Below are 26,239 nucleotides of genomic sequence, written 5' to 3'. Positions count from 1 at the left end.
GAGCCGTCTTGCGGTCCCGCGCCCGGGATTACTAAGGTCCGCCCGAAGGTAATCGTTTACTGTCCGCCCGCACCTCCCGGAGCCGCCCTCGTGTCCGTCACCCATCTCCGCTGGGGCACCGAGCAGTTGTCCCTGCTCCTCGCCCTCGACACCGCGGGCCCCGCCCTGCTGCTGGCGGCGGGAGAAGCGGCCGGTCTGCCCGTGCCCGACGAGCGGCTCGTCCGCTCCGCGCTGCCGCTGGTCGAGATACAGACGGCCGGCAGCGGGCGGACCGGCACGTCCGGCAAGCGCCACGTGGACGGGGCCGCGTCCCGGGCGCTGCGCTACGCTGGCCACGAGGAGGCGGACGGAACGCTGCGGGTGCACATGGCCGACGAGTCCACCGGCCTGCGCGTGACAACTTCCTGCACCGTCCACGGACACACCCCCGTCGTGCGCACCGAGACGCACATCGAGAACCTCGGCGACCGCGCGGTCGTCCTGGAGTACGTCTCCTCCTTCGCCCTCTCCAACCTGGCGCACGGCCTCGCCGGCCGCTGGGAGGACGCCCTGTCCCTGTGGACCGCGGCCAACCCCTGGAGCGGGGAGTTCCGCTGGTCGCGGGCGAGCCTGGCGGAGCGCGGGCTGTACGACGTCGGCATGGTCGCGTACGGCCAGACCGGCTCCAAGAACCGGGTCGCCCTCACCAGCACCGGCTCCTGGTCGTCGTCCGAGTTCCTGCCCATGGGCTGCCTGGAGGAGACCGCGACCGGCCGCGCCCTCATGTGGCAGATCGAGCACAACGGCTCCTGGCACGCGGAGCTGGGGGACCGCTTCGACGACGTCTACCTCACGCTGTCGGGGCCGACCGACCGCGAGCACCAATGGCGTCGGCCGCTGGCGCCCGGGGAGTCCTTCCGTACGGTCCCGGCGGCCGTCGCCCTCGTCCCCTCGGGCGGCTTCGAGGCGGCCCTGACCGCCCTGACCCACCACCGCCGCGCGACCCGCCGCCCGCACCCCGATCACCATCAACTCCCCGTCGTCTTCAACGACTTCATGAACTGCCTGATGGGCGAGCCGACCACCGCCGCGCTGCTCCCCCTGATCGACGCGGCGGCCGAGGCGGGCGCGGAGGTGTTCTGCGTCGACGCGGGCTGGTACGACGCCGAGCCGCCCGGCGCGGTCGGTCCCGGCGGGGTGCCGGGCTGGTGGGACGCGGTCGGCGCCTGGGAGGAGTCCGCCGTGCGGTTCCCCGGCGGGCTCGGTGAGGTCATGGACCGGATCCGGGCGGCGGGGATGGTGCCGGGGCTGTGGCTGGAGCCGGAGGCGGTGGGGGTGCGCAGCCCGATCGCGGCCGACTTCCCCGACGAGGCGTTCTTCCGCCGGGACGGCGTACGGCTCGTGGAGTGGGGACGGCACCAACTGGACCTGCGGCATCCCGCCGCGCGGGGGCACCTGGACTCGGTGGTGGACCGGTTGGTGGCGGAGTACGGGGTGGGGTATCTGAAGCTGGATCACAATATTGACATCGGGGTGGGGACGGACGGGGGTGAGGTCCCCTCCAGCCCCGGTGACGGTCTCCTCGGGCACAACCGGGCCTACCTCGACTGGCTCGACGGTGTCCTCGATCGGCATCCCGGTCTCGTCCTGGAGTCCTGTGCGGCCGGCGGGAGTCGTACCGATCACGCGATCCTCTCCCGTACGCCGATCCACTCCGTCACCGATCAGCAGGACTTCCGGCTGCTGCCCGGTATCGCCGCCGCCGCGCCGACCGCGGTGCCGCCGGAGCAGGGGGCGGTGTGGGCCTACCCGTTGCCGGAGCACAGCGTGCCGGAGCTGGGGCTGGCGCTCGTACCGGCGCTGCTCGGCCGCGTGCACCTCAGTGGCCGCCCGGATCTGCTGACGCCGGATCAAGCGGCCGTCGTGCGGCGGGCGTTGGAGACGTACAAGTCCTACCGGCACCTCCTGCCGGGCGCCCTGCCGCACTGGCCGCTGGGGCTGCCCGGCTGGCGCGACGGGTGGACGGCGCTCGCGCTGACGACGGAGCGGGACACGACGCTGCTGGCGCTGTGCCGACGGGACGGCGCCCCGGAGACGGTGACCGTCCCGCTGCCCTGGCTCCCCGAACTCGCCCGGCCCCGCCCGCTGTTCACGGCGGGACCGGAGCCGGCGCACGAGTGGGACGGGGAGGGGCGGGTGCTGCGGGTGACGCTTCCGGTGGAACGGTCGGCGGTGCTGCTGGCGTTCGGGGTGATACCGGAGCAACTGGGCTGAGGTCAGGCCGACTTGAGCCGATGCCACGGCAACTCGACTGAGACCAAGCTGACTTGAGCTGACATCACGGCAACTCGGCTGAGGTCAAGCCGACTTGATCCGATGCCAAAACAACCGGGCTGAAGCCACGCCCACTCGAGCCGACGCCAAACCAACCGAGGCTCGCCCGGCGTGAACCGGGCGGGCTTTCTCAGCCGGCCCCGCGCTCAGCCACCGGCACCCACACCCGCATGGCCCCCACCCCCCGATTCCCCCACGCGTAATACGGCACCGCCGTCAGCTCGACCGGCTCCCCGGCCGCCAACTCCCCTCCCCCTAGCGGAAGATACGGCCAGTCCGCCGGGGGGCCGTCGAGCACTCGGCGTCCGGTGGCCGTCACCGTGACCACCCCGCCGAGCAGGTCCCCCCGCCACCCCTCACCCAGCACCGTATCCCGGTCCAGCACAACCCCGTCCGGGTCCAACTCCCCCACCTGGTCCGTCTGTTCCATGCAGTACACCAGCGGCCCCCGCTCCAGCGCGGCACAACCCCGCACCGCGTCCACGCGGGGGTGGGCCCCGGTGAGCCGTACCGGCATCGTGAGGACCAGCCGGACCGTGTCCCCGGGCACGAACTCCCGGTTCACCCGCAGCCAGCCGGACTCCGAACGGCCGTCCAGGGACTGGCCGTTGAGGGTCAGCGTGTGCTGCGCGCACCAGGACGGCAGCCGCAGCGCGAGGCTCCGGGGGCGGGCCGGTGCCTCCTCGACGGTCACGGTGACCGTCCCGTCCCACGGGTACTCGGTCGCGACCCGCACCGACAGCCCGTCGGCGCCGTACACCCCCGTCGCGTACTGATGCAGCCGCAGCCCCTCGGCGTCGGCGGCGGCGACGTAGTGCGGGAGGCTCGCGAGGAGCCGCATCACGTTGGGCGGGCAGCAGGCGCAGCGGAACCAGGGGGTGCGGTGGGCGCTCTGGTCGCCGGGGCGTTCGTGGGAACGGGCGCGCAGGTGCAGGGGGTTGACGTACAGCCAGGTCCGGCCGTCGAGGCCCGCGCCGGCGAGGAAGCCGTTGAAGAGGGTGCGTTCGATGAGGTCGCCGTAGCGGGCCTCGCCGGTGAGCAGGGCCATGCGCCAGGAGAAGTGGACGGAGGCGATGGCGGCGCAGGTCTCGGCGTAGGCGCGGTCGGCGGGGAGTTCGTGGGCGGCGCCGAACGCCTCCCAGTCGTGGCGGGAGCCGACGGCTCCGGTGAGGTAGGTCTTGGTGGTGACCATGTCCCGCCACAGCCGCTCCAGGGCCGTACGCAGCTCGGGGTCACCGGTCTCGGCGGCGAGGTCGGCGGCGCCGGCGAGCAGGTAGAGCTGGCGGACGGCGTGTCCGGTGACCTCGTCGGCCTCGCGGACGGGCGTGTGGTCCTGCCAGTACTCGGGGCCCGGGTCGCGGTCGTGGCCCCGGTCGGCGCCGGAGGAGAGGGTGCCGTGGCCGCGCCGGTCGAGGAAGAAGCGCGCCAGCTCCAGATGGCGGCGCTCCCCGGTGGTCCGGTACAGCTCGATCAGCGCGGTCTCCACCTCGGGGTGCCCGCAGACCGTGTCCTTCCCGCCGGGCCCGAACACCGAGCCGATGTGGTCGGCGAACCGCACGGCCACGTCGAGCAGTTGAGTCCCGCCCGTCACCCGGTGGTGCGCCACGGCCGCCTGCATGAGATGCCCCGCACAGTACAGCTCGTGCCCCCACCCGGGCTCGGTCCAGGGTTCACCGCCGCCGAGCTGGTAGTACGTCTGGAGGTAGCCGTCTTCGCGCTGGGCGTCGGCGATGAGCCGTACGACCGCCTCGACGGCGTCGGCGAGGGCACTGGCGTCGGGGGCGCCCGCTTCGGGCGTATCGGCGAGCTGCCAGCAAGCCGCCTCCAGCCACTTGTAGACATCGGAGTCCTGGAACTGGAAGTCGCCGGAGAAGTCCCCCTCGTCCGTCCGCGAGCCCGCCGCGGCGCGGAAGTTGGCGAGGTTGCCCGCCTGCTCCAGCCGCTCCGGGCCCTCGGCGAGGGACACTTCGGCGTTGATCCGGCGCCGTTCGGCCCAGAATCCGCCCTCGATCCGGGCGTCGGTGACGGGGCGCAGGGGGGAGACGGCGCCCGGGGTGGGCAGGACGGGGCCGGGATGTGCGGTGTTCAGCGGAAACCTCCGGGTGAGAAACAGAAAATGACAGGGCGCCGCCGACCGGACGCGACTCCCGCGCCGCCGACCGGACACGGCTCCGCGCCGCCGACCGGACGCGGCCCCCAAGCCGCAGATCAGCCACGGCTCCCCTACAGCTCACGCACTGATCGCCAGCTCGGCCCGCCGCACCGCGTGCGCCGGCTGTGCCCCCGCCGCGATCCGCTCCAGCTCCGCCACGACCGTCCCGCCGAGCCGGGCGAGTTCGTTGCCGAGCGACCCGGCGATGTGCGGGGTGAGGAACACGTTCGGCAGCCGGTGCAGCGGGGAGTCCCCGGGCAGCGGCTCCGGTTCGGTGACGTCGAGGACCGCGCTGATCCGCCCGCTCACCAGCTCCGCCGTGAGCGCGGCGTGGTCGATGAGGGCGCCGCGCGAGGTGTTGATGAGGACGCCCCCGTCGGGGATGAGCGCGAGCCGCTCCCGGCTGAGCATCCCCCGGGTCTGCGGGATGTCGGGCGCGTGCACGCTGACGATGTCGCTGGTGCCCAGCAGCTCCTCCAACGGCAGTGCCACGACGTCCAGTTCAGCTGCCGCGGCGGCGTCGAGGTAGGGGTCGTACACGCTCACCGCGAGGTCGAAGGGGCGCAGCAGCTCGCGTACCTTGCGGCCGACGCGGGAGGCGCCGATGAGGCCGACGCGGCGGCCGAGGTTGCCGACGGCGGCGTACTCGGCGGGCGCCGGGTAGACGTGCTCGCGGCGGAAGCGCTCGCGCAGTCCGAAGGCGTCCTTGCCGGCCAGCAGGATCGCGGCGAGCGTGTATTCGGCGACCGGCAGGGCGTTGGCCAGGGCCGCGCTGGACAGGGTGAGTCCGCGCGCCCAGAACTCGTCCCCGACCAGGTGGCGGACGCTGCCGGCGGCGTGCAGGACGACGCGCAGCCGGGGCGCCGCCTCCAGCACCCGGGCGTCGATGGGGGGACATCCCCAGCCGGTGACCAGCACTTCAGCCTGGGCCAGCGCCCCGGCGGCGGTGGGGTCGGCGAAGTCCTGGACGACGAGCGCCGGGTCGATCCGCACGAGCTGGCGCAGCCGGTCCATCAGGGGCGGCGGGAACAGCTCGGACAGGTGCACGGGGTCCATGGCGAAGAGGGCGTGGGGCGGGGAAGTGGTGAACACGATGCTCCTGCTCGGAGGTGGGCAGCCGCGGTCGTCGGCTCAGTAAACGTATTCCACGCTAGAAGCCGTGACGACCACCGGTCAATGACCGAGCCGGAGACAACCCTTCCCCTCACCCCCACTTCCCGATGTCCCGACATCCAGGGAACTCCCAGGTCAGGAACGATATTCGGGTAACACCCCGGAAAGTTCGCCGAAACAATCCGGCTCCCACCTATTGCGGACGAGGCCGTTCCAGCCCTAGCGTCCACGACGATCCATGACAAACGATTACCACCGTGCGGGAGCAGCCCATGTCCAAGTTCCGTGTCCGCGGCAGAGCCCTCGCCCCGGTGGCCGCCGCCGCGTCCCTCGCCCTGCTGCTGGCCGCCTGCTCCAGTGACAGCGGTTCGGAGTCCTCGGCGCGCACCGAGGGGAAGGTCACGCTGGAGTTCTGGAGCTGGACCGACGGCATCGAGGCGCAGACCGCGGTGTGGAACAAGGAACACCCCGACACCCAGGTGAAGTTCGTCAACGCGGCCGGCGAGACCGTCTACCAGAAGCTGCGGGCCGCGGTGAACGCGGGCACGGCTCCCTGTCTGTCCAAGATGGACGGCATGAACCTGGCGAGCTTCGCCGCCGACGGCCTCCTCACCGACATCTCCAAGCTCGCGGCGCCGTACAAGGCGTCGTACACGGCGGCGGCGTGGAACGCGGTCAGTCCCGGCGGGACCACCTTCGGCATCCCCATGGGGTCCGCCCCGCTGTTCACCGCCTACCGCGCGGACCTGTTCCGGAAGTACGGCATCCAGGCGCCCCGGACCTGGGACGACCTCATCGCGGCCGGCAAGAAGGTGCAGGCGCAGGACAAGGACGTCAAGATCTTCAACATGGCCGGCGAGGACCCGAGCACCCTCGTCGACCTGTCCTGGTCGGCCGGCGCCGAGTGGTACAAGGCGGCGGGCGACCACTGGGTCATCGGCTTCACCTCCCCCGCCGCGCTGGAGGCGGGCGACGTCGTGCAGCGGCTCGTGGACGGCGGCCTCGTCTCGAACGCCTCGTACGCCGACCCGGGCGTCTTCAGGACCTGGGACCTCGGAAAGACGATCGCGATGACGACGTCGACCTGGCAGCTGCCGATCTACGACACCAACTTCCCGAAGTCCAGGGGCGACTGGCAGCTCGCGGACGCCCCGCTCTTCAACTCCGCGCAGCCCCGCACGTCCAGCAACTTCGACACCACCGCCGTCCTGAAGGGCTGCAAGTACCCCGACCGGGCCGCCGAGTTCGCCTCCTGGCTGAGCAGCAGCAAGGAGTCGCTGACCGCGCTCACCGACCCGAAGTCCAAGTCGGGCCTGTTCCCGGCGGTCAAGGACGTCTCGCCGTACGTCGACAAGATCATCCCGGCCGAGATGTTCAACGGGCGGTCCGACAGCGCGAAGGTCATCACCGACGCGGCGGCCCGGGTCGGCGCGCAGTGGCAGTACGGCCCCGACTACGCCGGCATGTACTCCGAGATGCAGAAGCAGTGGGGCAAGGTCATGAAGCGGGAGATCACCGTCAAGGCGATGCTGAGCGGGCTCCAGCAGTGGACGCTGGACGACCTCAAGGGCAAGGGGATCAAGGCGGTCGCGGGCGGCTGAGCCTGAAGCAGGCAGCTGAGCCCCGCCCCCCTGGAACGGGCTGCTGAGCCCCGCCTCTCTGACACGGGCAGCTGAGCCCCGCCTCATCTCCCCTCTGGCGCACCCGACTTGGAGTCATCTGTGTCCACCCTGACGTGGCCCCCCGAGGCCGCCCCCGACACCCCCGGCCGGCGGTCCTCCCCCCGCCGGGAGGGGAGCCGGACGGCCCGCAAGGGGCTGCTGTTCACGCTGCCCTTCCTGGTCGGCTTCCTGGTCACCTACGTCCTGCCGATCGGCTACGCCTTCACCCAGAGCCTCCAGCGGAAGAAGAGCAGCGGGCTCGGCTTCGGCCCGACCCGGATCGTCTACAGCGGGTTCGCGAACTTCTCGGCGATCTTCGGTGACCATGCCTTCTGGTCGAGCATGCTGCGCACCCTGCTGTTCGGCACGGTCCAGATCACGGTGATGCTCGGCATCGCGCTGTTCCTGGCGCTGCTGCTGGACGGGGTCGCGGCGCGGGCGGTGCGGTTCTTCCGGGCCGCGCTGCTGATCCCGTACGTCGTACCCGCCGTGGTGTCGACGGTCATGTGGCTGTTCCTCTACAGCCCGACCGGCAGCCCGCTGCTCGATCTCGCGCACCGGGCCGGCACGGACATCGAGTTCTTCGGCGGGCTCAACACCTATCTCTCGCTGGGCAATCTGCTGACCTGGCAGGGCATCGGGTTCAACATGATCCTGATCTCGGCGTCGCTCCAGGCGCTGCCGCGCGAGATGTACGAGGCGGCGCGGCTCGACGGGGCGCGGGAGTGGCGGATCGCGTGGTCGGTGAAGGTCCCGAACATCACCGGGATTCTCGTGCTGACCGGCATGTTCTCGCTGATCGGGCGGTTGCAGCTGTTCACCGAGCCGCTGATGCTGCGGCAGGTCGCGCCGGAGTCCATCGGCACCGACTTCACTCCGATGATGGAGATCTTCGACCGGGCGTTCAAGGCCGGCGACTACCAGTACGCGGCGGCCGAGTCCCTCGTCCTCGCGGTCGTCACCGGCGTTCTCGCGTTCGTCTTCCACCGGGTCACGAACAGGAAAGTCTCATGAGCACCCTCGCCCCGAAGGCCCGCGAGGGCTCCCCCGGTGTCCGCCCCCGCAAGGGCGCCGTGGCCCTCACCACCGGTCTGCTGGTCCTCTTCCTGCTGTACTCGCTCGCCCCGACCTGGTTCCTGCTGGTCTCGGCGACGAAGAACCAGACCGACCTGTACTCGACCTTCGGCCTGTGGTTCGCAGGCAACCACCTCGGTGACAACCTCCAGGCCATCTGGACGTACCACGACGGCGTGTTCCTGCGCTGGATCGGGAACTCGGTGCTGTACTCCACGCTGGGCGCAGCGGGCTCCACGCTGATCTCGCTGGCCGCCGGGTACGGGCTGTCGAAGTTCGAGTTCCGCGGCCGGGGCGCCCTGTTCGCGCTGACCGTCGGCGCCTCGCTGCTGCCGAGCACCCTGCTGGCGTTCCCGCTCTACCTGGTCTTCGCGCAGATCGGCCTGACCAACACCATCTGGTCGATCCTCATCCCGTATTTCATCAACCCGTTCGGGGTGTATCTCGGCAAGGTGTACGCGGACAGTTCCGTGCCGGCCGAGCTGATGGAGGCGGCCCGCCTCGACGGCGCCGGTGAGCTGCGGATCTTCTGGTCGGTCGCGCTGCGGCTGATGCGCACCGGCGGGATCACCATCTTCATGCTGGTGTTCATCGACATCTGGAACAACTTCTTCCTCCCCCTGTTCATGCTCAACGGCGAGCGTTCCTTCCCCGTCACCCTGGGCCTTTACTCATGGCTCCAGCAGGCGCAGACCGCCCGCGACATGAACACGCTCGTCCTCACCGGCTCGCTGCTGTCGATCGTTCCGCTCGCCGTGTTCATGTTCGCGCTCCAGCGGTACTGGCGCGGCGGAATCCTCATGGGCAGCCTCAAGTAAAGGATCAGCCGTGTCCCACACCCCCGGAAGACGTGACGTGCTCAAGTACGCGGGAACCACGGGAGTGGCGGCAGCGGGCCTGGGCCTGCTGGGCACCCCGCCCGCCCAGGCAGCCGCCACGAAGGCTCATCTGGACATCGTTGTCTTCGGCGACGAGGCGTCCGAGTCCGCGCACGCCCTCACCGCCACCCGTTCCGACACCGTCACCGGCGGCCTCGGCCAGCGGGCCCGTGTCCTCAACCCGGCCGAGGCGGCGGGCTATTGGGGCGGCACGCTGAAGTTCGAGATGGCCGTCAGCCCCACCGCCACCACCTATGTGACCGTCCGCCTGTGGGGCGACGACCACGACCCGACCGCCCGCCAGGCGGGGTCCGGCACGAACATGTGGCGCCTCCAGCTGTTCTGTGAGGGCCTCCAGATCGGCCACCAGGACGAGGGCGCGGTCGACAGCCTGGACATCCTCGACACCGCGCCGCGCACCCCGGGCCGCTTCTTCTTCCACACCCTGCCCCTGCCGGAGCGGCTCACCAGAGGCAGGCGGAAGGTGACGCTGGAGATCCGCTCGATGGGCCGCATCTGGTCCTACGGCCAGAACGCCGCCCAGCTCTACTACCCGATGACGACGCCTTCGCGGGGCATCTACCGCCTGTACACCCACACCGACCCGTACTTCGTGCCGCCCAAGGGCGAGCCGCAGGGCCCGGCGCCGGTCCCGAAGCCGCGCGCGGTCGAGGGCCCCGAGGCCCTGGCGGCCGTACGCGCGCGGGTCGACAAGGACCAGCGGTACTACCTGAGCGGCGCGAACCCGGCCGGCATGGACGCCTGGGCGTTCCAGTCCCTGGCCGAGGGCTACCTCTGGCCCGGCAGCCCCGCTCACCGCAACCCGGCCGCGCTCGACCGGGTCCTGCGGGCCCTGGACGGCCGCTATCTGGCGTGGAAGTCCGACGCGACCGTCCTCACCGGCTCCGACCAGCAGTGGCAGGGCTTCGGCCGGGTCGGCCTGGTGCTGGCCCTGCTGTGGGAGCACCTGGGCGACCGCCTGGACCAGCGGGTGACCGGTTCGCCGTACGACCTCCCGAACCCGGGGTTCGAGGACGGCGGGGCGACTCCCGAGGGGTGGGAGGTGCCGGGCTGGGGGAAGACCCCGGACACCTCCTGGGCGCGGGACACGACCGTTTCCCGGGGCGGCGGCGCGTCCCTGAAGGTCTCCGCGACGGCGGCCGACGGTTTCATCACCGTCTACTCCTCCCCCAAGACCCGCGTGGGCAAGGGGACTTACACCTACGGCGCCTGGATCAGGACGGACGCGGCGACCGGGGCCGGCGCCCATATCGACCCGCTCTTCTTCGACACGGACGGCAAGCTCGTCGGCGGCGACCACCGCCAGTACGCGGCCACCGGCACCCACGACTGGCAGTACGTCTCGATCGACCTGGACACCCCCGACGGCGCCACCCAGATCGAGCTGCACCTCAGGCTCTCCGGCCCCGGCACCGCCTGGTTCGACGACGTGACGCTGACCGCCGCGGCCGGCGGCCCCGGCGCCGTCGTCCAGCCGGTGCGGCGCGCCGCCTACACCGACATGCTGAAGTCGAGCCGCGACTACTGGCGGCAGCACTTCCCGCACTACACCAACCAGTCGCAGATCTGCGCGATCGGCCTGTACCAGGCGAACCGCGGACTCGGGCTGCTGGCACCGGAGTTGGCGCTCCCGGAGGAGCGGGCGCGCGGGTATCTGTACCAGTCGCTCGGCATGACGGCCTACCTCGGCCCGGAGGACGCGGACGGTCGTCCGACGAAGCCGCTCGGCGCGGGCTACCGGCAGGTGACCAAAGCGGGGCTGACCCGTGAGCTGGGGTTCGTGGGCAGTTACGGCGAGGTCACCGACTGGCTCGTGATGATGTACGAGTCCGTGACCCGGGGGTATCAGGGGCGGCAGGCGCCGGAGCTGCGTGAGCAGATGGTGCGGATCATCAAGGCGCGCGGCCGGTTCCGGGTGGTCGACGTGGACGAGACCGGCGCGCGGATCGCGCGGATCGAGACGGTCGTCGGCTGGCGCAACGAGGTCTACCCCGGCGAGGTGGCGTACGCGTCGCGCACCGCCTGGGACTCCCATCCGCTCATGTCGGCGGCCGTGTTCAAGGACCCCGAACTCGTCGGCTGGACGCAGGAGATGATGGCCGACGGCCAGTTCTACCGCCAGCTGGACCTGCTGATCCACCACACCTGGACCCGGGTGGGGCTCGCCGCGCTGCGGCTGGTCTCCCGGGACTGGGACGCCTACCAGGCGCTGCCCGCCCGCCCCGCCCGCGTCCCCACCGACTGGGACCGCCCCGACTTCGTGTTCACCGACGAGGAGAACGGCTGCCTCGCGGTCAAGAACGGCCGTGAACTCCTCTTCGCGTCGCTGTACTGGCGGGCCCGGCAGGGCGTCAACGACTACGCCCGCGTCCACCACCTCACCCCCGTCGACCAGCGCTCCGCGACGGTCCGCCAGCGCTCGGCGGGCGCCACCGGCGACACCTTCACGGTCCGCGACTGGATCCTGTGGGACTACGCCATCAACGACCCCGGCGCCGGCCACCTCCCGCCCGGCGGCTTTCCCCCGCCCGGCGAGACCCTGCACCAGTCCCAGGCCGGCGACGTCCAGCACCTCGCCCCGGTCCCCGCCGACGTCCCCGACCCCGCGCTCGGCGTCCACTTCGACGGCGTCGAGACCATGCTCGTCGGGCGGGCGCCCTTCTATCTGTGCGTGTACGGGGACTATCTGATCGCCATGAACACGAGCACGGACAAGAGTTACGTCCTTCCCGCCCGGCACGGGTTCGGCGCCGCGCGGGATCTGGTGAGCCGCAGGACGGTCGGCGCGGGGCAGCGCCTCAGGGTGGGTCCGCTGAGCACGGTCGTGCTGTACCGCGGCTGAACGTCCGAAGAGAGGAGTACTCCATGACAGAGCCGTCCGAGGGGTCCGAGAGGTCTGCGGGGTCTGAGAAGTCCGCGGGGTTCGCCGGGGGTGTGCCGTCCCGGCGCCGGTTCCTCCAGATCACCGCCGTGGGCACCGCCGCGACCGCCGCCGGCCTCTCCCTCGCCCCCGAGGCCGACGCCCTCACCTCCTTCATCCACCCCGGCGTGCTGCACAAGCTCTCCGACCTCCAGCGGATGAGGACGCGGATCGCCGCCGGCACCGAGCCCTGGCTCGCGGGCTGGAACGTCTTCAAGGCCGACCCGTACTCGCAGTCGGCGTACACGATGCTGGGCCCGTTCGCCTCCGTCGACCGGGGCAGCACCGAGGTGCACAACTGGGAGTTCTGGAACGACTGCAACGCCGCGTACCAGAACGCCCTGATGTGGAACCTGACCGGCACCACCGCCCACGCCGCCAAGGCCCTCCAGATCATCAAGGCCTGGTCAGCCACCCTCACCTCGATCACCGGCAAGGACGCCCAACTCGCCGCGTCCATCTACGGGTTCAAGTTCGCGGCGGCGGCCGAGCTGATGCGGTACACCGCGCCTGCGGGCAGCTGGTCGGCGGCGGAGATCACCGCCACCGAGAGCATGGTCAAGAACGTCCTCGTCCCGCTGGTGCGGACCTTCGGCGACGCCGGCTGGGGCACCAACTGCGTCAAGGCGATGATGGCGTTCGGGGTGTTCTGCGACGACACCTCGCTGTACAACGCCGCCGTCGACGCCTTCTACCTGCACGACTGCTGCAAGATCAGCCGGGTGATCGGCGACACCGGCCAGTGCGTGGACTCCGGCCGCGACCAGGCCCACACCCAGCTCATCCTCGGCAGCATGGCCGAGGCGTGCGAGATCGCCTGGGTGCAGGGCCAGGACCTCTGGTCCGCGTCCGGCAACCGCCTGCTCGCCGGCTACGAGTACACGGCGAAGTACAACCTCGGCAACGCCGTCCCCTACGCCGTCTGGGGCTCCTGCCTCCAGACCTTCCCCGCCCTCTCGACGATCGAGCGCGGCAATCTGCGCCCGGTCTACGAACTCGCCTTCAACCACTACGTCAAGCGCCGCGGGCTGCCGGCTCCCTGGACCTACGCGGCCGTGGCGCGGCTCCAGCCCGAGGGCGCCGCGTTCCAGTGCGACCACGTGGGCTTCGGCACCCTGCTGTTCACCCTCTGAGCGGAGCGACCCCGTTGATCCACAACCCCGTCCTGCGCGGCTTCGAGCCCGACCCGGCGATCCTGCGCGTCGGCGCCGACTTCTACCTCGCCACCTCCACCTTCGAGTGGTACCCGGGCGTGCGCCTCCACCACTCCCGGGACCTGGTGAACTGGCGCCCCCTGGGCGGGGTCCTGGACAGCACCCGCCTCCTCGACCTCACCGGCGTCCCCGACTCGGGCGGCATCTGGGCGCCCGGACTGTCGTACGCGGACGGCCTGTTCCACGTCGTCTTCACCGTCGTCGACACCTACGCGGAGGGCTGGAAGGACCTCCCGAACTACGTCACCACCGCCCCCGCGATCGAGGGCCCGTGGTCCGACCCGGTCCCCCTGCACGCCCGCGGCTTCGACGTCTCCCTCTTCCACGACGACGACGGCCGCAGCTGGCTGCTGAACATGCGCTTCGACTGGCGCCCCGGCCGGGAGTCCTTCGCGGGCATCGAGATCCAGGAGTACGACCGCTCGGCGCGGACCCTCCTGGGCGAGCCCCGGACGATCTCCGTCGGCACCGCCGCCGGGGTGGCCGAGGGGCCGCATCTGTACCGCCGCGACGGCTGGTACTACCTGGTGCACGCGGAGGGCGGCACCGGGTACGAGCACGGCGCGGCGGTGGCCCGCTCCCGCAACCTCTTCGGCCCCTACGAGCCCGACCCGGCGGGGCCGCTGCTCACCTCCCGGCACGATCCGACGCTGGAGTTGCAGAAGGCGGGGCACTGTTCGCTGGTGGAGACGGCCGGGGGGCGGTGGTACGCCGCACATATCGCCGCCCGGCCGGACGGGGTGCGGGGGCGGTGCGTGCTGGGGAGGGAGACGGCGTTGCAGGTGGTGGAGTGGACGGGGGAGGGGTGGCCGCGGATCGGGGAGGGAGTGCCGGAAGTGGTGGTGGCGGGGCTGGAGTCGGGGGTGGGGGCGGGGTCGGGGTCAGCTGTGTCGTCGGGGTCGGAGTCGGGGTCGGCTTTGTCGTCGGGGCCCGCTTCGGCATCGGGGGCGGCTTTGTCGTCGGAGTCCGCTTCGGCATCGGGGGCGGCTTCGTCGTCGGAGTCCGCTTCGGCGTCTGTTCCCGAACCGGCGCCGGCCACCGACCGCTTCACCGCCCCCGCCCTCGGCCCCGACTGGTCCACCCTGCGCCGCCCCGCGACCCCCGACTGGCTCGAACCGGCGCCGGGGCGGCTGCGGGTCCACGGCGGGCAGTCCCCGGTGGGCCGCCGTACCCCCAGCCTCGTCGCCCGCCGGGTCACCGCCCCGCGCTGCTCCTTCGAGACCCGGCTGGCCTTCGCCCCCCGCACCCCCGACCACCTGGCCGGACTCACCGCGTACTACAACACCCGCAACTGGCACTACCTGTACGTCACCGCCGCCGACGACGGCTCCCCCGTCCTGCGGGCCCTGACCTGCGCGGCCGGCCACCTCACCGCGCACGAGCCGGAGGTCCCGCTGGAACCGGGGGCCGCGATCACACTGCGCGCCGAACTCGACGTACCCGTCCTGCGCTTCGCCTACGACACCGGGACCGGCCTCCGGACCCTGCCGCTCGAACTCGACGCCACCGTCCTGTCCGACGAGCACGCCGACGAGTTCCACGAGGGGCAGCTGAGGGTGCTCGGTTTCACGGGAACGATGCTGGGGTTGTGGGCGCAGGATCTCGACGGGGCGGGGGTGTACGCGGACTTCGGCTACGCCACGTATCTGACCGGGGCGGGGAGTTCGGAGAACTCGGGGAACCTGGAGAGCCCGGGGAACCCGGAAAGTCTGGAGACCGCCTCATGACCACCCCCCCTCCACCCCGCGCACGCCTCTTCTCCACCACCCTCGGCCCCGTCACCGCCCCACCCCTCCTCCTGGTGCACGGCTGGGGCGGTGACGGCCGGGAATGGTCGCCGCACGCCGAAGCCCTCGCCGCCCGCTTCCGCGTCACCGTCCCCGACCTGCGCGGCCACGGCCGCTCCGAGGTGCCCGAGCAGGGCAACACCCCGGTCGAAATGGCAGACGACCTCGCCGAGTTGCTCACCACCCCAGCGGTGGTCGTAGGCCACTCGATGGGCGGACAGGTGGTCAACCTGCTCGCCGTACGCCACCCGCACCTCGTCCGCTCCGTCATCGCCCTGGATCCGGCGCACGGCGCACACGGCGAGGAAGTGGCAGGAATCCCAGGCCGGTTGGCGCGGTACCAGGAGCAAGGCTCGCGCGCGGCGGCCGAGTTCATCGCGGGCGCCTTCTCCCCCACGGCCCCGGCAGGCCTGCGCACCGCGCATGTCCGCACCATGCTGGGAACCCCGGACCACGTCATCGCCCAGTCCTACGCCGGCATGTACACCACCCCGAACGCGGTAGGCGTACGCCCACAGAGCGAGCAGTACCTACGCCTGCGCCCCCAACGGTCCTTGACGGTATGGACCTCAACGGAGGCGGCAACCTGGGAACGAACCACCCTCCACACCCCCACCTCCCGCGTGGACCACTGGCCCGACTCCGGCCACTACCTCCACGAGGAACACCCACAACGAACGATCCGGCTGATCGAGGAGTGGACGGCAGAGGGGGAAGCCTGACCCGCCCCCCTACTCCAGCCTCTTCGCCCGATCCCAATACGCACGGATCACCGCCAGGTCACCATCAAAGACCGCATCCCGTCGCCGGCGAGAAGGGTCCGCCCGTACCCGCGGTTGACCATGTAGAAGACCGAGCCCAGCCAGACGACACCGAGCCCCGCGTCATACGTGACGGCCGTCACGTCAGGTTTCTGTCGGGTGTCTGTCCGGCGAGTGTCAGGTCCGCGCGATTCGCTACGAGGCACGTCGCAGCACCCCCTGTGATTGGCTGGACGAGCAACTCCCGTACCGGACCCCCCAGTTAAGGACCCCACGATGAGCACCCCCACCCCCTTCCCTCTCGACCCCACCCCGATCCATGTCCCGGACGAGGCGTTGGCCGGTCTTCAGGCCCGGCTGGCGCTGACCCGGCCGCCGTTGGACGAGGGGAACGAGGACTGGTCGTACGGTGTCCCGGCGAGTTATCTGCGGGAGCTGGTCGCGTACTGGCGGGACGGGTACGACTGGCGCAAGGCCGAGGCCGCGATCAACCGGTACGAGCACTACGAGGTGAGCGTCGCCGGCGTCCCCGTGCACTTCATGCGCAAGCCCGGCACCGGCCCGCACCCGGTCCCGCTGATCCTCACGCACGGCTGGCCCTGGACGTTCTGGCACTGGTCGAAGGTGGTCGACGCGCTCGCCGACCCGGCCGCGCACGGCGGCGACGCGGCCGACGCCTTCGACGTGATCGTCCCCTCCCTGCCCGGCTTCGGCTTCCCCGGCCCGCTCACCGGCTTCCCGGACGTCAACTTCTGGAAGGTGTCCGACCTGTGGCACACGCTGATGACGGAGACGCTGGGGTACGAGAAGTACGCGGCGGGCGGCTGCGACATCGGCGGCATCGTCACCAGCCAGCTCGCCCACAAGTACGCCGATGAGCTGTACGGCGTGCACATCGGCTCCGGTCTGCCGCTGAACTTCTTCAACGGCGACCGCGCCTGGGACTTCGCCCGCAACCGGCCGCTGACCGAGGACCAGCCCGCCGAGATCCGCGCCCGCATCATCGAGCAGGACCGCCACTTCGCGGCCCACCTGAACGTACACATGCTGGACGGCGCGACCCTGGCGCACGGCCTGAGCGACTCCCCCGCCGGCCTGCTGGCGTGGCTGCTGGAGCGCTGGACCTCGTGGAGCGACAACGGCGGTGACGTCGAGTCGGTCTTCACGAAGGACGATCTGCTGACCCACGCGACGATCTACTGGGTGAACAACTCCATCGCGACGTCGATGCGTTACTACGCCAACGCCAACCGCTACCCCTGGACCCCGTCCCACGACCGCACCCCGGCTGTGGAGGCGCCGGTCGGCCTGACGTTCGTCACCTACGAGAACGCGCCCGGCGTGCACACCGCCGAGGAGCGCGTCGAGTTCTTCACGTCGGGCCCGCAGGCCGCCTGGTTCAACCACGTCAACGTCAACGCCCATGACCACGGCGGCCACTTCATCCCGTGGGAGAACCCCGAGGCCTGGGTGGACGACCTGCGCCGCACTTTCCGGGGCCGCAGGCCCTGAGCCCATTACCCGCTCGCGGTCCGCACGGCTGTCGCATTACCAAACCGTAATCAGCAGCACGCTACCCCAAGTAACTTACTCGTACGTAAGGTTCTGGCGAACCCCAGCGACGTGGGCCGGCCCGTGGGACGGCCGCGCCCACGCGCGCTCCCCAAGCCGCACCCCAGGAGGTTCGCCATGCCCCCACGCAGACGGCTCCTCGCGGCAGCCCTCACCGCTGCCGCCTGCCTCGGCACCCAGGCCCTCGCCGCTACCGCCACCGCGGCCGGCGAAGTCGTCTCCCGAGGCGTCACCATCCCCGCGTTCTACAACCCGCCCGCCCAACTCCCCACGGCGAACGGCACGTTGATCCGCAGCGAGCCCCTCCCGCTCGCCCTCAGCCTCCCCGGCCCGAACGGTCCGCTGCCCGGCACCGCGACCCGGCTGATGTACAAGTCGACGGACTCCAACGGGCAGCCGGTCGCCGTCACCGGCGCCTACATCGAACCCTCCGCCGCCTGGCGGGCCGGCGGTCCGCGCCCGCTGGTGGCGCTGGCGCCCGGCACGATGGGGCAGGGCGACCAGTGCGCCGCCTCTCTCGGCCTCGAACACCCCTTGGCCGTCAACGGGCAGACGGTGTCGGTCGGTTACGAGAACCTGGCGATCTACCGGCTGCTGGCGAAGGGCGTCGCGGTGGTCGTCACGGACTACGTCGGACTCGGCGCGACCGACCGGCTGCACACCTACGTCAACCGCGTCGACGAAGGGCACGCGGTCCTGGACGCCGTACGCGCCGCCCGTTCGCTCGCCGGGTCCTCCGTCACCGGTACCTCCCCGGTCGGGCTGTTCGGCTACAGCCAGGGCGGCGGGGCGACCGCTGCCGCCGCCGAGCTCCAGGCCGCCTACGCCCCTGACGTCACCCTCTCCGGCACCTACGCGGGCGCCCCGCCCGCCGATCTGGCCTCGGTCACGAAGGCCATCGACGGCAGTGAACTGGCGGGCGCGCTGGGCTGGTCGCTCAACGGCTTCCTCCAGTCCGACCCGGCGCTGAAGCCGCTGGCCGAGGCCCACCTCAACACGGCGGGCAAAGCCGCCCTGACCGACCTGTCGACCATGTGCGTCGGCGACGCGCTCCTGCGCTACGCCTACACCAAGAGCACCAAGTGGACGACCGACGGCACGTCGATCAGCTCGATCATCGCGGCCACGCCCGCGCTGCGGACGTTCCTCGACAGCCAGCGCATCGGCGCCCTGAAACCGTCGGGTCCGGTCCGGCTGGCGACGGGCGTCAGCGACAACCTCGTCCCGCACGGCCAGGCCCGGCAGCTCGCCGCCGACTGGTGCCGCGCGGGCGGCGCCGTCACCTACAAGCCCGTCGTCCTGCCCAGCGTGGGAAGCCCGCTCCTCAACCACTTCGCCCCGCTCCTCACCGACCAGGGCAGTGCCATCGGCTGGCTCACCGACCGGCTCGCGGGCAAGGCGGCCGGGTCGAACTGCGGGAGCCTGCCGCTCCTGCCGTGACGGCGAAGGGGCCGCCGGGAGTCACACCCCCAGCGGCCCCGGTCGTCAAAACTCACGCCTCGATGCGATGCCCCATGTAGCGGCCCGCGCACTCCATCAGGCTGGCCGGCACGTAATAGCCGGTGGGGTCCTTGATGCGGGCCAGGTTGCGGGCGATGTCCTCGACCGTCACCGCCGCCGGGTCGGCCGGCAGATAGCCCTCGGTGACCCCGACGAAGAGGTGCGCGAAGCGTCCCCCGCCGGCCAGGAAGACCTCGCCGCTGACGTCGCACGTCTCGTGGGCGAGGTAGGCGACCATGGGCGCGACCAGCGCCGGGTCCATCAGGTCCAGCTCGACGGGCTCCTGCCCGCGCAGCTGGTCCATGCCCTCCGAGGGGCCGCCGCCCAGCCGGGTCATGGCGTTCGGGGCGATCACGTTGACCTTGATGTCGTGCTCCCCCGCCGAGGCGGTCATGCTCCGCGCCATCCCGATCATCGCGGACTTGGCGGTGGCGTACCCGAGGTTGTCGGGCAGCCCGAACATGCCGATCGAACCGGTGTGCACGATCCGCCCGTAGTTCTGCCGCAGCATGTGCGGCCAGGCCGCCCGCACGGTGTGGAAGGCGCCGCGGACATGGACGCCGAGGTGGCTGTCGAGGTTGCCGGCGTCGACGTCGGGAAGCCCGGCGAACCGTACGTTGCCCGCGTTGTTGACGACGACGTCGATCCGCCCGAACGCCTCCAGCGCCGCCTCGACCGCTCCCCCGCCGCCCTCGGCGCTCGACACGTCCCCGGTGTGGGCGACGGCCGTGCCCCCGGCCGCCTCGATCTCCGCGACGACGCGGCGGGCCGGACCGGCGTCGTGGCCGGTGCCCTCCGCCGTGCCGCCCAGGTCGTTGACCACGACCTTCGCCCCGAGCCCGGCGAGCAGCAGGGCGTAGGCCCGCCCGATGCCGCGCCCGGCGCCGGTGACGACCGCGGCGCGGCCGTCGAATCCGTACTTCGGCGTCACTGTGTCTCCTTCGACCCTGTCCGGTGCCGGTCCCGCTACCAGGCGACCGGCAGCTCGTAGATGCCGTACGCCTGCGAGTCCTCCTTGAAGTTCAGCTCGGAGAGGTCCGCCGCCATCCGCAGGGTGGGGATGCGGCGGAACAGGGTGCTGAAGACGACGTGGAGCTCGACGCGGGCCAGCTGCTGGCCGACGCACTGGTGCGGGCCCCAGCTGAAGGACATGTGGTGCGAGGCCTTGCGGGTGAGGTCGAGCTTGTCCGGCTCGGGGAAGGCCTCGGGGTCCCAGTTGGCGGCGGGCAGGGAGGCGATGACGCCCTCGCCGGCGCGGATGGTCTCGCCGTCGATCTCGATGTCGTCGACGACCGCGCGCCGGGCGAGCAGGTGCGGGATGGTCAGGTAGCGCAGCAGTTCCTCGACCGCGTTCGCGACGAACTTCTCGTCGTCGCCGTGCTCCCGCAGCAGCGCGAGCTGGTCGGGGTTCTGGAGCAGCGCGGCGGTGCCCAGGGTGATCATGTTGGCGCTGGTGTCGTGTCCGGCGACCAGCAGGATGTGCCCGAGCGGCGCGGCCTCCTCCATGGAGAGGTCGCCGGCCTTGACGCGTTCGCCGAGGTCGGACAGGACGTCCTCGCCGGGGTTGTCCATCTTGGCCTCGATCAGCCCGGAGATGTACGCGCGCAGCACCTGGGCCGTGCGCGCCGCGTCCTCGGCGGTCGCGAAGCGGGCGTTGGTGACTCCGGCGTGCTCCTGGAAGAAGTCGTGGTCGGAGTAGGGCACGCCGAGCAGGGCGCAGATCATCAGTGACGGCAGCGGGAGCGAGAGGGCCTCGTTCAGCTCGGTGGGGTTGGGGCCCGCGAGCATCCGGTCGATGAGGTCGTCGGTGATCTGCTGGATCTCCGGGCGCAGCTTCTCCATCCGGTGCCGGGTGAAGGAGCTGGTCAGCATGCGGCGCCAGCGCTGGTGCTCGGCCCCGTCGGTGTTGTTGATCGAGGGCTGGATGTGGGCGGCGTGCTCCTTCATCGACGCGGTGGTGTGCGGGTAGCCGGGGGCGCCGATGTTCGCGCTGAGCCGGGGGTCGGACAGCAGCTGGCGCTGCGCGGCGTGGGTGGTGGCGACCCAGGGGGTGCTGCCGTCCCAGGTCTCGACCTTGCGCACCGACTTGCCCGAGCCGTGCAGCGCGAGCAGGGCCGGCGGCGGGGCGAAGGGGCATTCCTGTGCCCGGGGCGAGGGGTATTTCGGCAGTTCCTCGGTGGTACCGGCGCCGGTCGTCTTCTCGGCCATGTCCGCACTCCTCTTCGTGGCTCCGCCGTCGGACGGCGATGTGCTCGATGTCGACGTTACATCGACCGGTCGGTACAATCAATTCGCGGAACTCGACCGAACACAGCGAACAGAGAGAGCGGCCATGTCAGAACCAAAAGGAAAAACCGCGGCGACATCCTCGGACGCGGACTTCGACCCCCAGGCCCTGCGCGCGCGGTACCGAGCCGAGCGCGACCGCCGGCTGCGCCCGGACGGAAACACCCAATACGTGGGCACCACAGGCGAGTTCGGCTATTACGCCGAGGACCCGTACGCCGAGCCGGACCCGCCCCGCGAGCCGCTCACCGACCGGGTCGAAGCGGTGGTGATCGGCGGCGGTTTCGCCGGTCTGCTGGCCGGCGCGCGGTTACGCCAGGCGGGCCTGGAGTCGATCCGCACGATCGAAAAGGGCGGGGATTTCGGCGGTACCTGGTACTGGAACCGCTATCCCGGCATCCACTGCGACATCGAGTCGTATGTCTATATGCCGCTGCTGGAAGAGCTGGGCTACGTACCGGAGTGGAAGTACGCGCCGGGTGACGAGATCCGCCGGCACGCGCAGGCCGTGGGCCGGCACTTCGGTCTCTATGAGGACGCCTGCTTCCGGACCGCCGTGACCGGGCTCGCCTGGGACGAGGACGGCGCGGAGTGGATCGTGCACACCGACCGGGGCGATCTCGTCCGGGCCCGTTTCGTGGTGGTGGCGCTGGGCCTGCTCGACCGGGCCAAGCTGCCCGGCATCCCCGGGGTGGAGACCTTCAAGGGGCACACGTTCCACACCAGCCGCTGGGACTACGGCTACACCGGCGGCGACATGACCGGCGGTCTGACCAAGCTCGCCGGCAAGCGCGTCGCCCTGGTCGGCACCGGCGCCACCGCCGTCCAGGTCGTCCCCCATCTCGCCCGGGACGCCCAGCACCTGTACGTCTTCCAGCGCACCCCCTCCTCGGTGGACGTGCGCGGCCAGCGCCCCACGGACCGGGCGTGGGCGGCCGGCCTCACCGCCGGCTGGCACCAGGAGCGCAGGGACAACTTCCTCGGCCTGGTCACCGGCGCCCGCCTGGCGGAGGACCTGGTGGCCGACGGCTGGACCAGCACCGCCCTGCTCCAGCAGAAGCTGATCCCGAGCGACAGCTACGACGACATCCCGCCCGCCGAGCGCGACCGCGTCTCCGAGCTGGCCGACTTCCAGAAGATGAACGAGATCCGCGCCCGCGTGGAGGGGATCGTCGAGGACCCGGCGACGGCCGAACTCCTCAAGCCCTGGTACCGCTACATGTGCAAGCGCCCCACGTTCAGCGACACCTACCTCCAGGCGTTCAACAACCCGAACGTGACCCTCGTCGACACCGCCGACACCCACGGCGTCTCCCGCATGACGGAAACCGCCGTGGTCGTCGGGGACACCGCCTACGACGTCGACTGCGTCATCTTCGCCACCGGCTTCGAGGTCGGCGTCTCCGCGGTCATGACCGGGCAGCTGAAGGTGACCGGCCGTGGCGGCACCGGACTGCTGGAGTCCTGGGCGGACGGCCCGAAGAGCCTGCACGGCCTCTACAGCCCCGGCTTCCCCAACCTGTTCCACCTGAGCCTTTTCCAGAGCGCCGGCTCCGTCAACTACCTCCACGTCATCGACGAACAGGCCCGCCACGTCGCCGAGGTGATCACCGCCGCCCGCCGGCAGGGGTCCCTGTGCATCGAGCCCACCGCCGAGTCCGCCGCGTCCTGGGTGAAGACGCTCCAGGAGAAGCCGGCGGACGACGCGTTCTACGCCGAGTGCACGCCCGGCTACTACAACGGCGAGGGCGCGGCCCCGGCGGGCGGCGGCACGTCGTACGGCGCGGGCCCGGTCGCCTTCCACGAACTGCTGCGCCGCTGGCGCGCGGAGGGCGGTCTGGCCGAGGTCCTGTCCGGCAGCGGCCCTGAGGACCCCGGGTCCGGGAAGGACGTATGACCCCGCGATCCAGCCGGTACGCCACCGGCACGGACGACGACAGGCAAGCCAGCAGCGGCCGTTGGGACATCCGGCGGCTCAATCCGCCCAACCGGCTGTGGGGTTCGAACGGGATCACCTTCGGCCCCGACGGGCGGCTGTACGTGGCGCAGTACCTCGCCGGGCAGATCAGCGCCGTGGACGTGCGCACCGGCGACGTGGACGTGGTGGTCCCGCTGGACGGGCCCGTCCAGGCGCCGGACGACCTCGCGTTCGGCACGGACGGTTCGATGTACATCACCGACCTGACCCCGGGCAAGGTGTGGCGGCGCGGCCCCGAGGGCGGCTTCACGCTCGTCACCGACGCGCTCCAGGTCCCCAACGGCATCGCCTGCGTCGGCGACCGGCTCTTCGTCAACGAGGTCAGGAGCGACGGCCTCCTCGTCGAACTGTTCCCCGGCGGCGGCGAACCGGTCGTCCTCACCGACGACCTCGCCTTCGGCAACGCCATGCAGCTCGGCCCGGACGGCTGTCTGTACTACCCGCACATGATGACCGGCCAGGTCTGGCGGATCCCGGTCGACGGGGGCGCCCCCGAGCTGGTGGCGGACCAGGTGCACGAGCCGGTCGCCGTGCGGTTCGACCGGGGCGGGACGCTGACGGTGCTGTCGCGGGGCGCGGCCGGGTACGTCACCCGGATCGACCTCGCCACGGGCGCGCGCACGGTCGTCACCACGGGTGTCTCCGGGCTGGACAACGCCGCGTTCGACGCGGAGAACCGGATGTACGTCTCCAGCTTCGCGTGCGGCGGGGTCGTGGAGATGCACGAGGACGGCCGCACCCGGGAGATCGTCCCGCACGGTTTCGACGGCCCCTACGGCATCACCGTCGACCTCGGGGGCACCCTGCACGCGGCCGACCACTTCCGGCTGGCGGGCCTGGCTCCGGCCGGCGGGGAGGTCGTCACCCGCGCGTTCATGGGGTTCCTGGTCCACGGGGTCACCGCGCACGGCGGGCTGCTGCATCTGACCGCGCAGACCGGGGAGGTGCGCACGCACGACCCGGTGTCGAAGGAGACCCGCGTCCGCGCGAGCGGCCTGGAGCGGCCGACCGGCATCGCGGTCGCCCCGGACGGCTCGCTGCTGGTCGCGGAGACGGGCGCGGGCCGGGTCGTCCGCGTCGACGGCGCCGACACGCTCAGCGTGGTCGCGGCGGGGCTCGATCAGCCGATGGACGTGGTCCTCGACGCGGAGGGGCGCTGTTACGTCAGCGAGGAGCGGCTCGGTGCGGTGGTGCGGCTCGACGAGGAGGGTCCGGTGACCCTGGTGGACGGGCTCGCCGGGCCGCAGGGGCTGGCCGTGCGCGGGGACGAGCTGTTCGTCGTGGAGGTCGGGCGGCGGCAGCTGCGGGCGGTCTCGCTGCTGACCGGGGAGAGCCGGGTCGAGGCGGAGGACCTGGCGGTCGGCCTGCCGCCCGGGATCGTCCGCGCCGACCCCGACCCGCGGATCGGCCACTACGCCCGCCCCCGCGAGTTCGCGGGCCTCGCGGTCGCCCCCGACGGAACCCTCCTCGTCTCGGCGAACGGGGAGGGGAGCGTGTGGGAGCTGCGGGAGTGACCTGACATACGGCGAGGGCCGGGACGGTCGCGTCCGTCCCGGCCCTCGTGCGTCTGTTCATCCCTCCACATGGATCGCGAGCGCCGGGCACACCGCTGCCGCGTTGTGGACGTCGTCCGCGAGTTCGGGGCCCGGGGCCGGGTTCAGGAGGATGACGATGCCGTCCTCCTCGCGCTGGTCGAAGACGTCGGGGGCGGCGGCCACGCACTGGCCTGCGGCACAGCACTTCTCTTCGTCGATGACTATCTTCATGGCGTCTCTCCTTGTCAGAGGGTGGGCAGCGGGGTGCGCAGGCCGTCGGCGACCTCCTGGCTGCGCCGGCGGGTCTGCTTGGGCATGTTCCAGCCGAGGACGCCGGTGACGGCGCCGCCGCTGGTGTAGCGGGCGACGAACCGGCGGGCGGTGACGTCGCCTTCGACGATCTCGACGTCCGCGTCGGCCGGCAGCACGCCGTGCACCTGGAGCTTCGCGTCGAACTGGTCGGTCCAGAAGTACGGGACCGGCGTGTAGGGCAGGTCCTCGCCGAGGAGGGCCGAGGCGACGGCCGCCGCCTGTTCGGTGGCGTTCGTCCGGTTCTCCAGGCGCAGCAGGCGGCCGTAGCCCTCATGGTGGAAGCGGGCGACGTCGCCGACGGCGTAGACACCGTCGGCGGCGCGGCAGCGGGAGTCGCACACGACGCCGTTGTCGAGGGTGAGGCCGCTGTCCTCCAGCCATCCGGTCGCCGGGATCGCGCCGATGGCGACGACCACGGCGTCGGCGGACAGCCGTTCCCCGGTGGTCAGTTCGACCCCGGTGACCCGGCCGTCGTCGCCGGTCAGCCCGGCGCAGCCGGCGCCGAGCCGCAGCCGTACGCCGTGCTCGCGGTGCAGGTCGGCCAGCAGTCCGGAGACCACGGGGCCGACCTGGAGGGCCATCGGGGCGGCGAGCGGGCCGGTGAGGGTGACGTCCAGGCCGAGGGTGCGGGCGGTGGCGGCGCTCTCGCAGCCGAGGACGCCTTCGCCGACCACGACCAGCCGGGCCCCGGGGCGCAGGTCGGCCTTGAGGGCGAGGGCGTCGTCGAGGGAGCGCAGGACGTGCACGCCGGCGAGCCGGTCCTGTCCCGGCAGGGCGCGGGCGCGGACGCCGGTCGCGATGACGACGGCGTCGGCGGACAGCTCGCGCCCGGACGCCGTGCGCACGGTGCGGGTCGCCGGGTCGAGGGACACGGCCTCCTCGCCGAGCAGGAACTCGGCGCCGAGGCCGGAGAGGGCCTCGTCCGTGCGCAGGGCCGCCCGGCCGGTGTCCCAGGCGCCGGAGAGGACCTGCTTGGACAGCGGCGGCCGGTCGTAGGGGGCGTGCGGTTCGTCGCCGACGACGGTGATCTCCCCGGTGTAGCCCTTGCGCCGTACGGCCTCGACGGTGCTCAGTCCTGCGGCCGAGGCGCCGATCACCAGGAGGCGGGCGGGGGCGCTCACGCCGGTGCTCCGGGGGTCTTGGAGCCGGGTCCCTGGTCGTT

Annotated in this window: 18 protein-coding genes and 1 pseudogene; 12 read left to right on the top strand and 7 right to left on the bottom strand. The window is 71.6% G+C overall.

Annotation, left to right across the window (positions count from 1 at the left end; translation table 11 throughout):
- Positions 1 to 90 precede the first annotated feature (90 nt).
- On the top strand, positions 91 to 2,253 hold the full coding sequence (locus tag ACYUD3_RS21165) for an alpha-galactosidase (protein WP_470972138.1): 2,163 nt from the start codon (positions 91 to 93) through the stop codon (positions 2,251 to 2,253).
- Between the two features lie 190 nt (positions 2,254 to 2,443).
- On the opposite strand, the gene ACYUD3_RS21160 is transcribed toward ACYUD3_RS21165, so the two are convergent.
- Positions 2,444 to 4,402 carry a glycoside hydrolase family 127 protein gene (locus tag ACYUD3_RS21160; protein WP_470972517.1) on the bottom strand — a complete coding sequence of 653 codons (1,959 nt, stop codon included), beginning with the start codon at positions 4,400 to 4,402 and terminating at the stop codon, positions 2,444 to 2,446.
- A 141-nt stretch (positions 4,403 to 4,543) separates the two neighbouring features.
- Positions 4,544 to 5,521 carry a hydroxyacid dehydrogenase gene (locus ACYUD3_RS21155; RefSeq protein ID WP_470972515.1) on the bottom strand — a complete coding sequence of 326 codons (978 nt, stop codon included), beginning with the start codon at positions 5,519 to 5,521 and terminating at the stop codon, positions 4,544 to 4,546.
- A 329-nt stretch (positions 5,522 to 5,850) separates the two neighbouring features.
- On the opposite strand from ACYUD3_RS21155, the gene ACYUD3_RS21150 reads away from it, so the two are divergent.
- From ACYUD3_RS21150 to ACYUD3_RS21120, 7 genes and pseudogenes are all read left to right on the top strand, one after another.
- Positions 5,851 to 7,179 (top strand): ABC transporter substrate-binding protein, encoded by a 1,329-nt coding sequence (locus ACYUD3_RS21150; RefSeq protein ID WP_470972137.1) that lies wholly within the window; start codon positions 5,851 to 5,853, stop codon positions 7,177 to 7,179.
- A gap of 120 nt (positions 7,180 to 7,299) precedes the next feature.
- On the top strand, positions 7,300 to 8,253 hold the full coding sequence (locus ACYUD3_RS21145) for a carbohydrate ABC transporter permease (protein WP_470972135.1): 954 nt from the start codon (positions 7,300 to 7,302) through the stop codon (positions 8,251 to 8,253).
- A complete protein-coding gene (locus ACYUD3_RS21140) occupies positions 8,250 to 9,131 on the top strand; it encodes a carbohydrate ABC transporter permease (protein ID WP_470972133.1) in 882 nt (293 codons plus the stop codon). The genes ACYUD3_RS21145 and ACYUD3_RS21140 overlap by 4 nt, the downstream gene beginning before the upstream one ends.
- Positions 9,132 to 9,141: 10 nt before the next feature.
- Positions 9,142 to 12,054 (top strand): twin-arginine translocation signal domain-containing protein, encoded by a 2,913-nt coding sequence (locus tag ACYUD3_RS21135; RefSeq protein WP_470972131.1) that lies wholly within the window; start codon positions 9,142 to 9,144, stop codon positions 12,052 to 12,054.
- A 23-nt stretch (positions 12,055 to 12,077) separates the two neighbouring features.
- Positions 12,078 to 13,016: pseudogene (locus tag ACYUD3_RS21130) on the top strand (alginate lyase family protein); the annotation flags it as partial.
- 263 nt (positions 13,017 to 13,279) lie between these two features.
- A complete protein-coding gene (locus ACYUD3_RS21125) occupies positions 13,280 to 15,073 on the top strand; it encodes a glycoside hydrolase family 43 protein (RefSeq protein WP_470972129.1) in 1,794 nt (597 codons plus the stop codon).
- A complete protein-coding gene (locus ACYUD3_RS21120; protein ID WP_470972127.1) occupies positions 15,070 to 15,855 on the top strand; it encodes an alpha/beta fold hydrolase in 786 nt (261 codons plus the stop codon). The genes ACYUD3_RS21125 and ACYUD3_RS21120 overlap by 4 nt, the downstream gene beginning before the upstream one ends.
- A gap of 47 nt (positions 15,856 to 15,902) precedes the next feature.
- On the opposite strand, the gene ACYUD3_RS21115 is transcribed toward ACYUD3_RS21120, so the two are convergent.
- Positions 15,903 to 16,037 carry a hypothetical protein gene (locus ACYUD3_RS21115; RefSeq protein ID WP_470972125.1) on the bottom strand — a complete coding sequence of 45 codons (135 nt, stop codon included), beginning with the start codon at positions 16,035 to 16,037 and terminating at the stop codon, positions 15,903 to 15,905.
- Positions 16,038 to 16,170: 133 nt separating this feature from the next.
- Here ACYUD3_RS21115 and ACYUD3_RS21110 point away from each other — a divergent pair, with 133 nt between their 5' ends.
- On the top strand, positions 16,171 to 17,406 hold the full coding sequence (locus tag ACYUD3_RS21110; RefSeq protein WP_470972123.1) for an epoxide hydrolase family protein: 1,236 nt from the start codon (positions 16,171 to 16,173) through the stop codon (positions 17,404 to 17,406).
- 177 nt (positions 17,407 to 17,583) lie between these two features.
- On the top strand, positions 17,584 to 18,906 hold the full coding sequence (locus ACYUD3_RS21105) for a lipase family protein (RefSeq protein WP_470972121.1): 1,323 nt from the start codon (positions 17,584 to 17,586) through the stop codon (positions 18,904 to 18,906).
- A gap of 52 nt (positions 18,907 to 18,958) precedes the next feature.
- Here the strand turns inward: ACYUD3_RS21105 and ACYUD3_RS21100 are convergent, their stop codons facing one another.
- Both ACYUD3_RS21100 and ACYUD3_RS21095 read right to left on the bottom strand, forming a co-directional pair.
- Positions 18,959 to 19,897 carry an SDR family NAD(P)-dependent oxidoreductase gene (locus tag ACYUD3_RS21100; RefSeq protein WP_470972120.1) on the bottom strand — a complete coding sequence of 313 codons (939 nt, stop codon included), beginning with the start codon at positions 19,895 to 19,897 and terminating at the stop codon, positions 18,959 to 18,961.
- Between the two features lie 35 nt (positions 19,898 to 19,932).
- Entirely contained in the window at positions 19,933 to 21,174 is a 1,242-nt protein-coding gene (locus ACYUD3_RS21095) for a cytochrome P450 (protein WP_470972118.1), read from the bottom strand.
- A gap of 124 nt (positions 21,175 to 21,298) precedes the next feature.
- Between ACYUD3_RS21095 and ACYUD3_RS21090 the strand changes: the two genes are divergently transcribed.
- Positions 21,299 to 23,149 (top strand): flavin-containing monooxygenase, encoded by a 1,851-nt coding sequence (locus tag ACYUD3_RS21090; RefSeq protein ID WP_470972116.1) that lies wholly within the window; start codon positions 21,299 to 21,301, stop codon positions 23,147 to 23,149.
- Positions 23,146 to 24,744: a hypothetical protein gene (locus ACYUD3_RS21085; RefSeq protein WP_470972114.1), complete on the top strand. Its 1,599-nt coding sequence runs from the start codon at positions 23,146 to 23,148 to the stop codon at positions 24,742 to 24,744. Before ACYUD3_RS21090 ends, ACYUD3_RS21085 begins: the two co-directional genes overlap by 4 nt.
- Positions 24,745 to 24,801: 57 nt before the next feature.
- On the opposite strand, the gene ACYUD3_RS21080 is transcribed toward ACYUD3_RS21085, so the two are convergent.
- Positions 24,802 to 24,996: a ferredoxin gene (locus tag ACYUD3_RS21080; protein ID WP_470972112.1), complete on the bottom strand. Its 195-nt coding sequence runs from the start codon at positions 24,994 to 24,996 to the stop codon at positions 24,802 to 24,804.
- Positions 24,997 to 25,010: 14 nt separating this feature from the next.
- On the bottom strand, positions 25,011 to 26,198 hold the full coding sequence (locus tag ACYUD3_RS21075; RefSeq protein ID WP_470972110.1) for an NAD(P)/FAD-dependent oxidoreductase: 1,188 nt from the start codon (positions 26,196 to 26,198) through the stop codon (positions 25,011 to 25,013).
- Positions 26,199 to 26,239: the final 41 nt, after the last annotated feature.

It is taken from the genome of Streptomyces sp. AMJ-169 (genome assembly GCF_055597585.1).
Note: the sequence above shows the minus strand (reverse complement) of the source record. Positions and strands in the feature narration are given on the sequence as shown.

Bases quoted from the DNA above. Each gene is read 5' to 3' on its own strand.
- ACYUD3_RS21095 (WP_470972118.1), bottom strand. From the start codon at position 21,174: ATGGCCGAGAAGACGACCGGCGCCGGTACCACCGAGGAACTGCCGAAA.
- ACYUD3_RS21120 (WP_470972127.1), top strand. From the start codon at position 15,070: ATGACCACCCCCCCTCCACCCCGCGCACGCCTCTTCTCCACCACCCTC.
- ACYUD3_RS21080 (WP_470972112.1), bottom strand. From the start codon at position 24,996: ATGAAGATAGTCATCGACGAAGAGAAGTGCTGTGCCGCAGGCCAGTGC.
- ACYUD3_RS21155 (WP_470972515.1), bottom strand. From the start codon at position 5,521: ATGGACCCCGTGCACCTGTCCGAGCTGTTCCCGCCGCCCCTGATGGAC.
- ACYUD3_RS21140 (WP_470972133.1), top strand. From the start codon at position 8,250: ATGAGCACCCTCGCCCCGAAGGCCCGCGAGGGCTCCCCCGGTGTCCGC.
- ACYUD3_RS21090 (WP_470972116.1), top strand. From the start codon at position 21,299: ATGTCAGAACCAAAAGGAAAAACCGCGGCGACATCCTCGGACGCGGAC.
- ACYUD3_RS21105 (WP_470972121.1), top strand. From the start codon at position 17,584: ATGCCCCCACGCAGACGGCTCCTCGCGGCAGCCCTCACCGCTGCCGCC.
- ACYUD3_RS21085 (WP_470972114.1), top strand. From the start codon at position 23,146: ATGACCCCGCGATCCAGCCGGTACGCCACCGGCACGGACGACGACAGG.
- ACYUD3_RS21110 (WP_470972123.1), top strand. From the start codon at position 16,171: ATGAGCACCCCCACCCCCTTCCCTCTCGACCCCACCCCGATCCATGTC.
- ACYUD3_RS21150 (WP_470972137.1), top strand. From the start codon at position 5,851: ATGTCCAAGTTCCGTGTCCGCGGCAGAGCCCTCGCCCCGGTGGCCGCC.